The following is a 12,550-nucleotide window of genomic DNA, read 5'->3' on the forward strand; positions in this document are numbered from 1 at the left end:
CTCGTGCTCGTGCGCGTCGTGCCCGTGCCCGTCGTCCAGGTCGCCCACGTCGTCTCCCGTCCCGTCGCCCTCGCCGAGGCCCGCGCCCGTCGGGCCGGGCCGGTGCCGGCATCCAGCCAAACACCCGTGCCGGGGAGGTGTCGGGCCGGGCCCGGTATTGACTAGCCCTATTCACAAGGACAGGATGTGAATAGAAGTAGTAACCGGAGGAGGCAGACGATGTCGGGACCCCGCCCCGTACGAGCACCGCGCGGCACCGAGCCGAGCGCCCTGGGCTGGCAGCAGGAAGCCGCCCTGCGGATGCTCCAGAACAACCTCGACCCCGAGGTCGCCGAGCACCCCGACAAGCTCGTCGTGTACGGCGGCACCGGCAAGGCGGCCCGCGACTGGCGCTCCTTCGACGCGATGGTCCGCACGCTGCGCACCCTCAAGCAGGACGAGACCATGCTGGTCCAGTCCGGCCGCCCGGTCGGCGTCATGCAGACCCACGAGTGGGCCCCGCGCGTCCTCATCGCCAACTCCAACCTGGTCGGCGACTGGGCGAACTGGGAGGAGTTCCGCCGCCTGGAGGCCCTCGGCCTGACCATGTACGGGCAGATGACCGCGGGCTCCTGGATCTACATCGGCACCCAGGGCATCCTCCAGGGCACCTACGAGACCTTCGCCGCCGTCGCCGCGAAGAAGTTCGGCGGCACCCTCGCCGGGACCATCACCCTCACCGCCGGCCTCGGCGGCATGGGCGGCGCCCAGCCCCTCGCGGTCACCATGAACGACGGCGTCGCGATCTGCGTCGACTGCGACCCGCGCGCCATCGACCGCCGCATCGAGCACCGCTACCTCGACGTGAAGGCCGACTCCCTCGACCACGCGCTGCACCTGGCCGTCGAGGCCCGCGACGCCCGCCGCCCGCTGTCCATCGGCGTCCTCGGCAACGCGGCCGAACTGGTGCCGCAGCTCCTGGCCATGGGCGCGCCCATCGACATCGTCACCGACCAGACCTCCGCCCACGACCCGCTGGCCTACCTGCCCGTCGGCACCGCCTTCGAGGACATGGCCGACGCCGCCGCCAAGGACCCGGCCGGCTTCACCACCCGCGCCCGCGAGTCCATGGCCCGGCACGTCGAGGCGATGGTCGGCTTCCAGGACGCCGGCGCCGAGGTCTTCGACTACGGCAACTCCATCCGCGGCGAGGCCCAGCTCGCCGGGTACGACCGCGCCTTCGCCTTCCCCGGCTTCGTCCCCGCCTACATCCGGCCGCTGTTCTGCGAGGGCAAGGGCCCCTTCCGCTGGGCCGCCCTGTCCGGCGACCCCGCCGACATCGCGAAGACCGACAAGGCGATCCTGGAGCTCTTCCCGGAGAACGAGTCGCTGGCCCGCTGGATCAAGATGGCCGGCGAGCGCGTCCACTTCCAGGGCCTGCCCGCGCGCATCTGCTGGCTCGGCTACGGCGAGCGTGACAAGGCCGGCGAGCGGTTCAACGACATGGTCGCCTCCGGCGAGCTGGCCGCGCCGATCGTCATCGGCCGCGACCACCTCGACTGCGGCTCCGTGGCCTCCCCGTACCGCGAGACCGAGGCCATGCTCGACGGCTCCGACGCCATCGCCGACTGGCCGCTGCTGAACGCCATGGTCAACGTGGCCTCCGGCGCCTCCTGGGTGTCCCTCCACCACGGCGGCGGCGTCGGCATGGGCCGCTCGATCCACGCCGGACAGGTCACCGTCGCCGACGGCACGGCACTGGCCGGCGAGAAGATCCGCCGGGTGCTCACCAACGACCCCGGCATGGGCGTGATCCGCCACGTCGACGCGGGCTACGACATCGCCGAGTCGGTCGCCGCGGAGCGCGGCGTGCGGGTGCCGATGCGCGAGGGTGACCCGGCGTGACTGAGCACGGCAGCGGCCCGGCGGGGTGGCGGGCGGGCGCCTGCTTCCAGGAGATGTGGCGCGACCTGCTCCCCGTCGGCCGCCACCCCGACTCCCGCGGCTACCGCCGGTTCGCCTGGACCGGCGCCGACGCCGAGTGCCGGGACTGGTTCCGCGCGCAGGCCGAGGCGCGCGGACTGGTCCACGAGCTCGACCGCAACGGCAACCAGTGGGCCTGGCTCGGCGACCCGCAGGCCGGGGACGCGGTCGTCACCGGCTCGCACCTGGACTCCGTCCCCGACGGCGGCGCCTTCGACGGCCCCCTCGGCGTCGTGTCGTCCTTCGCCGCGCTCGACGAACTGCTCGCCCGGGGCGCCCGCCCCACCAAGCCGCTCGCCGTCGTCAACTTCGGTGACGAGGAGGGCGCGCGGTTCGGGCTCGCCTGCGTCGGCTCCCGGCTGACCGCGGGACGGCTCACCGTCGAGCAGGCGCACCGGCTCACCGACGGCGACGGCGTCACCCTGCCGCAGGCCATGGAGGCCGCGGGCCACGATCCCGACGCCATCGGCCCCGACCCCGAACGGCTCGCCCGCATCGGCGCGTTCGTCGAACTGCACGTCGAGCAGGGCCGCGCCCTCGACCTCAGCGGCGACCGGGTCGGCGTGGCCAGCGCCATCTGGCCGCACGGCCGCTGGCGGTTCGACTTCCGCGGCGAGGCCAACCACGCCGGCACCACCCGGCTCACCGACCGCCGGGACCCGATGCTGTCGTACGCCGAGACCGTGCTCGCCGCCCGCCGCGAGGCGGAACTCGCCGGCGCCGTCGCCACGTTCGGGAAGATCTCCGTCGAGCCGAACGGCGTCAACGCCATCCCCTCCCTGGTGCGCGGCTGGCTCGACTCCCGCGCCGCCGACCAGGACACCCTGGACACGGTGGTCACCGGCATCGAGAAGGCCGCCCGCGCCTACGCCGACACGCACGGCGTCGACCTCGACGTCGTCCGGGAGTCCTTCACCCCCGTCGTCGAGTTCGACCACGCCCTGCGCGACGAACTCGCCCGCATCCTGGGCCGGGACGCCGAGCTGACGGTCCCCGTCCTCGGCACCGGCGCCGGACACGACGCCGGGATCCTGTCCGACCGCGTCCCGACCGCCATGCTGTTCGTGCGCAACCCCACCGGGGTCTCGCACTCCCCGGCCGAGCACGCGGCCGAGGACGACTGCCTGGCCGGGGTGAGCGCCCTCGCCGACGTACTGGAAGGACTGGCCTGCACGTGACCTCCCCGCAGCGGACGTACTGGCTGGAGCACGCCTGGCTCGACCCCGCCGTCGAGCCGGGCGTCGCCCTCGACGTACGGGACGGGCGCATCACCGCCGTCCGCACGGACACCCCCGCCCCGCCCCCGGGCGCCGAGGTGCTGCGCGGTCTGACCCTGCCGGGCCTCGCCAACGCCCACAGCCACGCCTTCCACCGCGCCCTGCGCGGCACCGTCCAGGTGGGCTCCGGCACCTTCTGGACCTGGCGCGAGGTCATGTACTCCGTCGCCGACCGGCTCACCCCGGAGCGCTACCACGCCCTCGCCCGCGCGGTGTACGCCGAGATGGCCCTGGCCGGCGTCACCGCCGTCGGCGAGTTCCACTACGTGCACCACACCCCCGGCGGCACCCCCTACGCCGACCCGAACGCCATGGGCGAGGCGCTGATCGAGGCCGCCGCCGACGCCGGCATCCGCATCACCCTCCTCGACACCTGCTACCTGTCCTCCGGCTTCGGCGAACCCCCGAACGCCCACCAGCGCCGCTTCTCCGACGGCACCGCGGACGCCTGGGCCGCACGCTGTTCACTTCTCAAGGAACGGGACCACGCACGGATCGGGGCCGCCGTGCACTCGGTGCGGGCCGTGCCCGCCGGGCAACTGGCGACCGTGGCCCGCTGGGCCGAGGAGCGGCGGGCCCCGCTGCACGTCCACCTCTCCGAGCAGACCGCCGAGAACGACGCCTGCCTGGCCGCCCACGGCCGCACGCCCACCCGGCTGCTCGCCGACCACGGCGTCCTCGGCCCGCGCACCACCGGCGTGCACAGCACCCACCTCACCGACGAGGACATCGCCCTGCTCGGCGACTCGGGCACCGGCACCTGCATGTGCCCGACCACCGAACGCGACCTCGCCGACGGCATCGGCCCCGCCGTCGCCCTGCAGCGCGCCGGCTCCCCGCTGAGCCTCGGCTCCGACAGCCACGCCGTGATCGACCTCCTCGAGGAGGCGCGGGCGATGGAGCTGAACGAGCGGCTGCGCACCCGCACCCGGGGCCACTGGACCGCCGCCGCCCTGCTGCGCGCGGCCTCCGCCGACGGCCACGCGGCGCTCGCCTGGCCGGACGCGGGCACCCTGGAGCCGGGCGCGCTCGCCGACTTCACCACGATCGCGCTGGACTCGGTCAGGACCGTGGGCCCGGTGCCCCGGCTCGGCGCCGAGACGGCCGTATTCGCGGCGTCGGCGGCCGACATACGGCACACGGTCGTGGCCGGCCGGCACGTGGTGCGCGACGGGGCGCACACGCGCGTCCCCGACGTGCCGCGGGCCCTGGCCGAGGCCGTCGAGGTCCTCCGCGCCTGACCCCCGCCCGCACCGCCCCCGCCGTCGCCCCGCCCGCAGCCACCGCCGCCGCCCGCCCCGAGGACACCATGAGCAGCAGCACCGTCATCACCAACATCGCCACGCTGGTCACCAACGACCCCTCCCTCGGCGACACATCCCCCCTCGGACTGATCCGCGACGCGGCCGTCGTCATCGACGGCGACCGCGTCGCGTGGACCGGTGAATCCAGGAAAGCACCCGCCACTGACAACCGGGTCGACGCCGCCGGCCGGACGGTGCTGCCCGGCTTCGTGGACTCCCACTCCCACCTGGTCTTCGCGGGCGACCGCACCGAGGAGTTCAACGCCCGCATGTCCGGCCGCGGGTACACCGCCGGCGGCATCCGCACCACCGTCGCCGCCACCCGCGCCGCGAGCGACGCGGAGCTCGGACGCACCCTGACCCGCTACCTCGGCGAGGCGCTCCGCCAGGGCACGACCACCATGGAGACCAAGTCGGGCTACGGCCTGACGGCCGCCGACGAGGCCCGGGCCCTGCGCCTCGCCGCCGCCCACACCGACGAGGTCACCTACCTCGGCGCCCACATCGTCGCCCCCGAGTTCGCCGACGACCCGGCCGCCTACGTGGCCCTGGTCACCGGCGAGATGCTCGACGCCTGCGCCCCGCACGCCCGCTGGATCGACGTGTTCTGCGAGAAGGGCGCCTTCGACGGCGACCAGGCCCGGGCGGTCCTCACCGCCGGGCGCGCCAAGGGCCTGCACCCGCGCATCCACGCCAACCAGCTCTCCCACGGCCCCGGCGTCCAGCTCGCCGTCGAGCTCGACGCGGCCAGCGCCGACCACTGCACCCACCTCACCGACGCGGACGTGGACGCGCTGGCCCACAGCCGCACCGTCGCCACCCTGCTCCCCGGCGCCGAGTTCTCCACCCGCGCCGAGTGGCCGGACGCCCGCCGGCTGCTGGACGCGGGTGTCACGGTCGCCCTGTCCACCGACTGCAACCCGGGCTCGTCGTTCACCTCGTCGGTGCCGTTCTGCATCGCGCTCGCCGTGCGGGACATGTGCATGACCCCCGACGAGGCCGTGTGGTCGGCCACCGCGGGCGGCGCCGCGGCCCTGCGCCGGACCGACATCGGCCGCCTCACCCCCGGCGCGTACGCCGACCTGACCCTCCTGGACGCGCCCAGCCACGTCCACCTGGCCTACCGGCCGGGCGTCCCGCTGGTCTCCGGGGTCTGGCGGCGGGGCGAGCGGGTGGTCTGAGCGGGCGGCACGGGCGGGCGCCGCTCCCGGTCGGCCACCGCCCGCCCCCACGCGGTGCCGGCCAGCACCAGCACCGCGCCGACGTACCCCGGCCACCCCGGCCGGTCGCCGGCCAGCGCGATGCCGACCGCCGCCGCCCACACCGGCTCGGTGCCCAGCAGCAGGCTGACCCGGGACGGCGAGGTGCGCCGCACCGCCCACATCTGCACGAAGAACGCGAACAGCGTGCAGAAGACCGCGAGGTAGACAAGGCCCAGCCAGTCGCCGCCGTCGAACGCGGACGCCGCCGCCCACGGCGACGCGCCCGTGCCCGGCAGCGCCACCAGCAGCGCGAACACCGCGACCGCGCCGCCCAGCTGGACCGTCGTCAACGACAGCGCGTCCGCGCCGCGCACCGACTCCATGCGGGCCATGGCGAGGACGTGCACCGTACGGGCCACCGCCGCGCCCAGCATCAGCAGGTCACCGCCCGACGGCGCCGTGAAGCCCGCGCCCTGCGTCAGCAGCGCGACGCCGACCACCGACAGGGCCGCCGCCGCGAGGAACGACCCGGGCAGCCGGGTCCGGCGCACCCGGCTCTCGGCGAGCGGCGTGAACACCATTGTCAGGCTGATGATCAGGCCCGCGTTCGTGGCCGACGTGCGGACCAGGCCGTACGTCTCCAGCAGGAAGATGCCCGCGAGGACCAGCCCCAGCAGCCCTGCCCCGCGCAGCTGCACGGCGCTCAGCGCGCGCAGCCCGCGCCGGCCGGCCACCACCAGGACCGGCAGCGCCACGGCGAACCGCAGCACCAGGACCGCGAGCACGGTGTCGGTGGTGGTCACGCCCTTGGCGGCGAGATAGCTGGAGCCCCACACCACCGCGACCAGCAGGACCGGCAGGTCCGCGAGGCGGCCGGGGGCGGCGGGACGGCCGGGGCGGGCGGCGGGGGCGGACATCGCACTCCTCGGTGGTCGGGGCCCCCGCGCGGTCGGAAGGCCGGCTCAGCGTAGCCGCGCCCCGCGCGCGTGCCGAGCGCGTTCCACCAGGTGAACGCGGGGCCCGGCGGCCGGGGCGCCGGCGCTCACCGCGCCCCGGCCCGCCAGCGCTGGTCCGCGCCGTCGTCCAGGCGGGCGAACGTCAGGCCGCCGTAGCCGTCCTCGGCCAGGGCCGTCTCCAGGGCGATCGCCGGGCGGACCGTGCCGTCCGGGTCGACCAGGAAGGTCAGGTTCTCGCCGTTGCCGCCGTACACCGACGAGCACGTCCACACGCCCACGCCCCGGTCGACGGAGCCGCGGCTGTCCAGGCAGAAGTCGGGGTCGGCGGCCGACTGGAGCACGCCCCGGCCGGCGTCGAACCGCCAGCGCTGGCTCACCGACGACGAGCACGCAACCGTGAGCACGTCCGTGCCGTCGGAGAAGTCACCGGCCACCTCCAGGCAGCGGCCCGAGGCGACGTTCACGACCTGCGCGAACGCCGCACCCGGCGCCCGCGTCGGCGAGGGGGTGGGCGTCGGCTTCGGCGTGGGCCGCGGGGAGGGCGGGCGCGTCGTGCGCGTGGGGGAGGGGGAGGGGGAGGCGGAGGGACGGCTCGGGCTGGGGACCGGCGCCGGCACGGACACCGTGGCGGTCACCGTCACCGGGGGGACGCTCGGCGGCGCGCCGCTCGCGGCCCCCGCGCCCTGCCGGTCCCGCGAGTCGGCGGAGGCGACCAGCAGCACCAGCACCGGGGCCAGCGCCACCCCCAGCGCGGCCGAGACGAGCACCAGGCGGCGGGAGGGCGGCCGGACGGCGGCGGCCCCGACGGGTCCGGCGGAGTGCGGGGCGGGCCGGTCGCGGTCCTCGGCGGCGTACGCCGTCCCGGCCCACGGCAGCAGCCCCTCGGCGAGCGTGCCGCGCGGGGCGTCGCGCAGGGCGCGTTGCTCCTCGTGGGCGGTGGCACAGTGCGGGCAGTGGGCCTTGTGGGCGTCCAGGTCCGGGCTCGGGCGCGGCGCGTCGGTGCGGACGGACTGCTCGATCAGCCGCCGGAAGTCCGGGCAGCGGGGATCGTCGGAGGCGGCGAGGCGGTGCCGCAGCGCGGCGCCGGCCAGGGACTGCAGGGCGGGCGCGATGCCGTAGGAGACGTCCGCGGGGGTCAGGCCCAGCAGGGCCGCGGTGCGCTCCACGGGCTCGCGCTCGACCACGCCGTACCAGAGCAGGCCCTGGTCGCGGGAGGGGAGCGACTGGAAGGCGCTGAGCAGCGGCGGGACGGGGCCGCGCGGGCCGGCCGTGTTCAGGACCAGCAGCAGGCCGGGGTCGAGACCGGCGGACCGCTCGTCGGCGGCCCACTCGCCGGCGACCCGGGCCGCCAGGAGCAGGAGCTGGTGCCGCCAGGGCAGCCCCGGGTCGGTGCCGCGGGCGGTCTCCCGCGCTGCCAGGGTGAAGGCCTGCGCGGCGAGGCGGCGGGCGGCAGGGTCGCCGCTCGTGCACAGGCGGGCGTAGGCGAGCACCGCCGCGTCGTGCCGGGCGCGCAGCTCCCGCAGCGCCGGGTACGCGGTCGCCGGCGCGGCCCGGAGCAGTGCGACGAGCCGGGCGTCGGAACCGCCCGCGGGCACGCCGTCCCCGGCGCGCTCACCCTGGGCCATGGGCCCCTCCTCACCGGACACTGACGTACTGGTCAGTCTGAAGTGGGGGTGACCATAGTGGCCGCGGGGGCGCCTGGGGAGGTTTCCCGGGGTAACGGCGGGAGCCGGAGCACCAGGGCTCCGGCTCCCGCTCGGTGTCCGGTCCGGCCGGAGGGGGCCGGCGCCGCCGGGGGCGGGTCAGTCCTCGGTCGTCAGCCCCCGCCGCAGCCGCACCAGGGTGCGCGTGAGCAGGCGCGAGACGTGCATCTGGGAGATGCCCAGCTCGTCGCCGATCTCCGACTGGGTCATGTTGGCGACGAAGCGCAGCGACAGGATCGTGCGGTCGCGGGGCGTCAGCTCGGCGATGAGCGGCTTGAGGGACTCGACGTACTCGATGCCCTCCAGCCCGTGGTCCTCGTAGCCGATGCGGTCGGCCAGCGTGCCCTCGGTGTCGTTCTCCTCGGCCTGCGCGTCCAGCGAGGCGGCGGTGTACGCGTTGGAGGCGGACATGCCCTCGACGACCTCGTCGTGGGAGAGGCCGAGCCGCTCGGCCAGCTCCGCGACGGTGGGCGCGCGGTCCAGCGCCTGCGCCAGCTCGTCACCGGCCCGGGCGAGGTCCAGCCGCAGCTCCTGCAGGCGGCGCGGCACGCGCACGGACCACGAGGTGTCGCGGAAGAAGCGCTTGATCTCGCCGATGATGGTGGGCATCGCGAACGTGGGGAACTCGACGCCGCGGGACAGCTCGAAGCGGTCGATCGCCTTGATCAGGCCGATCGTGCCGACCTGGATGATGTCCTCCATGGGCTCGCTGCGCGAGCGGAACCGGGAGGCGGCGAACTTGACCAGTGCGAGGTTCAGCTCGACGAGGGTGTTCCGCACGTAGGAGTACTCGGGGGTGCCTTCCTCGAGCGCCTCCAGACGCTCGAAGAGGGTCCGGGACAACGCCCGCGCGTCCACGGCACCGACCTCGTCGTACGGGGGGATCTCCGGGAGCTCGTCGAGGGGGTCGGCCTCGTCGGCCGGGGTGGGTGCCGACGTCGCACCCTGGATGTGCGGTGCGTCGAGCCGCGGTGACATGATGTCCTCCATCGTTCTCGGCATAAGGCTGCCGAAGCCAGTACGTGCACTGCGGTGTGCGGCGCCTCCGGGCCGGCCGTGTCGTCAACGTGTACCTACTAGCCCTACCCGCTCCACCGAGGCCGCCGCAAGTACACTCTGTGCGCTTATGTCCGTTTGTGGGTGGATGTTCGGCTGTCGCAGTGCGGAACGAAGGCGTAGTGTGCGAGGGCGTCAGGAACCAGCGAGTGACACCGGGAGAGATGACGGCATGGACCACGGGACGGTCGGCAGCGCACAGTCGGGCCGGCTTCTGGTGGAGGTTCGGGAAGCCGGCACCAGCGCCGTCGTGACTCCGGCGGGTGAACTCGACCACCACACCGCCGATCTTCTCCGCGAACCGCTGGAGGAGTGCCTGGCCAAGGGCTTCAGCCGGCTGGTCGTCGACTGCTCACGGCTGGAGTTCTGCGACTCCACGGGCCTCAACGTACTGCTCGGCGCCCGCCTGAAGGCGGAGGCCGCGGGCGGCGGGGTGCACCTCGCCGGCATGCTGCCGGTCGTCGCGCGGGTGTTCGAGATCACGGGCGCGGAAGCGGTCTTCACCGTGCACGACTCGGTCGAGGCCGCCCTCGCCGACGACGACGGCTGACCGCTCCGCCCGCGCACGCCGCAGCCGGCCGGCGTGGCGCCTCCCGCTCCGGCGGGAAGCGAGGGGTGTTCCGCCGGGCGCGTCGGGCAGGAGAGACCTGTAGAGGTCGGCGGCGAGTCGAGGGGGAGGACATGCGGACGGACGGGACGGCTCCCGTGCGGCGCGGCGGCGGCGCGAGGACCGGCCGCCGCGGCGGCCCGGGCGGCGACGCCCGGACCGTGACGCTCCTGAGACCGCGCGTGGACCGTCGCGGGACGACTGCCGGGGACGCTGACGTGAACGCTTTCGACGACTCTTACGGGGACTGTTGCCATCGTGAACTGGGGAATCGGTGAGGTGAAGCGCTGATGAGCACCACCCGGCCTGTCCCGCCGGGCTCCCCTGAGCCCGGCGGCGCCTCCGGGGCGTCGGCCGGCCGTCAGGTCCGCAGCCTGAGTTTCGACGGCGCGAGCGGTGTCGTTCCGCTCGCCCGTGACTTCGCCCGGCAGGCGCTGTACGCCTGGGGCTGGCTGCCGGCCGACGGCGCCGACCAGCGGGCCGCGGCCGAGGACGTGCTGCTCGTCGTGTCCGAACTGGTCACCAACGCCTGCCTGCACGCCGAGGGCCCCGAGGAGATGCGCCTCGCCTGTGACAACAAGGTGATCCGCGTCGAGGTCGCCGACCACGGCACCGGCCAGCCCGCACCCCGCACCCCGCACCGCGCGGGCCGCCCCGGCGGCCACGGCATGTTCATCGTGCAGCGCCTGTGCCTGGACTGGGGCGTCGTCCGCACGCCCGGAGTGGCCGGCAAGACGGTCTGGGCGGAACTGGGCGCCCCGGCGTAGAGCTGTCGCACGAAGGAGCTTCCCGAAACGGCCGGAGGGCCGCCGCACCCCAGGGATGCGGCGGCCCTCCGGCCGTTCGCGGGTCGGGCGGCGCAGGGCCGCCCGGACCGGCTCAGCGCACGTCGCCCATGAGGGCGTTGACCTTCCGGCGGTACATCCACACCGCGAAGCCGGCGACCACGGCGAGCACGGCCTCCAGGGCGACGAAGCCCATGCGGTCCAGGTTCACCCCGCCCACGGCCGGGTTGGACAGCAGCGCGGTGACCGAGTCGCCCGCGGTGACGGCGAGGAACCACACGCCCATCATCTGCGAGGCGTACTTCGCCGGCGCCATCTTGGTGGTGACCGACAGGCCCACCGGGGACAGCGTCAGCTCGCCGACGGTCTGCACGAAGTAGATCGCCACCAGCCACATCGCCGCGGCCTTGTGACCGCCCTCGGCGATCGACAGCGGGGCCAGGAACAGGAAGAACGACGCACCCACCAGCACCAGGCCGGAGGCGAACTTCACGATCGTGCTCGGCTCCTTGCCGCGCCGGTTCAGCCACACCCACAGCCAGGCGAAGACCGGCGCCAGCGCCATGATCATGACGGGGTTGACCGACTGGTACCAGGAGACCGGGAACTTCCAGCCGAGGACGGTGTTGTCGGCGCTGGCGTCCGCGAACAGCGACAGGGTCGAGCCGCCCTGGTCGTAGATCATCCAGAAGACGGCCGCGGCCACGAAGAACCAGACGTACGCGGACACCTTGGTGCGCTCGGCGGTGTCCAGGTCCTTGTCGCGCCGGATGCGGGCGATGACCACGATCGGGACGATCAGGCCGATCAGGGTGAGCGGGACCAGCGCCCAGTTCAGCGTGAAGTGGCCGGTGAAGCCGACGATGCCGTAGAAGACGGCGGCGATGGCCAGCCACACCAGGCCCTTGGTCAGGGTGGCGGACTTCTCGGCCGGGGACATCGGGGTGGGGACGACGTCGCTGCGCGCGCTCAGGTGGCGGCTGCCCAGCAGGAACTGGGCCAGGCCCAGCGCCATGCCGAGCGCGGCCAGCGCGAAGCCGAAGTGCCAGTTGACGTTCTCGCCGACGGTGCCGATGACCAGCGGCGCGACGAAGGCGCCCAGGTTGATGCCGATGTAGAACAGCGTGAAGCCGGCGTCACGGCGCGCGTCGTCCGGGCCGTCGTAGAGGTGGCCGACCATCGTGGAGATGTTGGCCTTCAGCAGGCCCGAGCCGATGGCGACGAGGCCGAGGCCGACGAAGAAGGTCCCGGCGGTCGGCAGCGCCAGCGCCAGGTGGCCGAGCATGATGATCAGACCCGCGACGGCGACGGTCCTGCGGGGGCCGAGGAAGCGGTCCGCGACCCAGCCGCCCGGCAGGGCGAGCAGGTACACGAGCGACACGTACACGGAGTAGATCGCCGTCGCCGTGCCCGCGCTCAGGTGCAGGCCGCCGGGGGCCACCAGGTACAGCGGGAGCAGAGCCCTCATGCCGTAGTAGGAGAAACGCTCCCACATCTCGGTCATGAAGAGGGTGGCCAGTCCGCGGGGGTGGCCGAAGAAGGTCTTCCCGGTTCCGGGGGTGTCCGGACGGACCGAGTCCTTCGTCAGGCTGGACGCCATGGTCGTTCCTTGCTGGTTCGGGACGCGCGAGCGGAGCGTTGCGCGCCCGGTGGGGCGGCCGGCACCGGCGGGTCGGTCCGTCCGCCCCACGCCCGGGG

10 protein-coding genes are annotated in these 12,550 nt (G+C 74.5%); 6 read left to right on the forward strand and 4 right to left on the reverse strand.

Going from position 1 to position 12,550, the window contains the following annotated elements:
- Positions 1-219: 219 nt before the first annotated feature.
- The 4 genes from hutU (at position 220) to hutI (ending at position 5,724) form a co-directional block, all read left to right on the forward strand.
- A complete protein-coding gene (gene hutU, locus E4U92_RS25325; RefSeq protein ID WP_137302747.1) occupies positions 220-1,884 on the forward strand; it encodes a urocanate hydratase in 1,665 nt (554 codons plus the stop codon).
- A 53-nt stretch (positions 1,885-1,937) separates the two neighbouring features.
- Positions 1,938-3,140: an allantoate amidohydrolase gene (locus E4U92_RS25330; protein ID WP_137302829.1), complete on the forward strand. Its 1,203-nt coding sequence runs from the start codon at positions 1,938-1,940 to the stop codon at positions 3,138-3,140.
- A complete protein-coding gene (locus tag E4U92_RS25335) occupies positions 3,137-4,480 on the forward strand; it encodes a formimidoylglutamate deiminase (RefSeq protein WP_137302748.1) in 1,344 nt (447 codons plus the stop codon). Before E4U92_RS25330 ends, E4U92_RS25335 begins: the two co-directional genes overlap by 4 nt.
- A gap of 68 nt (positions 4,481-4,548) precedes the next feature.
- Positions 4,549-5,724: an imidazolonepropionase gene (gene hutI, locus E4U92_RS25340; RefSeq protein ID WP_137302749.1), complete on the forward strand. Its 1,176-nt coding sequence runs from the start codon at positions 4,549-4,551 to the stop codon at positions 5,722-5,724.
- Here the strand turns inward: hutI and E4U92_RS25345 are convergent.
- The 3 genes from E4U92_RS25345 to E4U92_RS25355 form a co-directional block, all read right to left on the reverse strand.
- Positions 5,664-6,662, reverse strand: a complete 999-nt coding sequence (locus E4U92_RS25345; protein WP_137302750.1) for a DMT family transporter — start codon at positions 6,660-6,662, stop codon at positions 5,664-5,666. The genes hutI and E4U92_RS25345 overlap by 61 nt on opposite strands.
- Before the next feature lie 125 nt (positions 6,663-6,787).
- Positions 6,788-8,326 (reverse strand): RICIN domain-containing protein, encoded by a 1,539-nt coding sequence (locus E4U92_RS25350; protein WP_137302751.1) that lies wholly within the window; start codon positions 8,324-8,326, stop codon positions 6,788-6,790.
- Positions 8,327-8,503: 177 nt separating this feature from the next.
- Positions 8,504-9,394 (reverse strand): RNA polymerase sigma factor SigF, encoded by an 891-nt coding sequence (locus E4U92_RS25355; RefSeq protein WP_137302752.1) that lies wholly within the window; start codon positions 9,392-9,394, stop codon positions 8,504-8,506.
- A gap of 238 nt (positions 9,395-9,632) precedes the next feature.
- On the opposite strand from E4U92_RS25355, the gene E4U92_RS25360 reads away from it, so the two are divergent.
- Positions 9,633-10,010, forward strand: a complete 378-nt coding sequence (locus E4U92_RS25360) for an STAS domain-containing protein (protein ID WP_137302753.1) — start codon at positions 9,633-9,635, stop codon at positions 10,008-10,010.
- A gap of 347 nt (positions 10,011-10,357) precedes the next feature.
- Positions 10,358-10,834, forward strand: coding sequence for an ATP-binding protein (locus tag E4U92_RS25365; protein WP_137302754.1), 477 nt, complete (start codon positions 10,358-10,360; stop codon positions 10,832-10,834).
- Between the two features lie 112 nt (positions 10,835-10,946).
- Here E4U92_RS25365 and E4U92_RS25370 read toward each other — a convergent pair whose 3' ends face one another.
- Positions 10,947-12,452 (reverse strand): peptide MFS transporter, encoded by a 1,506-nt coding sequence (locus E4U92_RS25370; protein ID WP_137302755.1) that lies wholly within the window; start codon positions 12,450-12,452, stop codon positions 10,947-10,949.
- Positions 12,453-12,550: the final 98 nt, after the last annotated feature.

Origin of the sequence: Streptomyces galbus (assembly GCF_005280195.1) — a bacterium.
Lineage (GTDB): Bacteria > Actinomycetota > Actinomycetes > Streptomycetales > Streptomycetaceae > Streptomyces > Streptomyces galbus.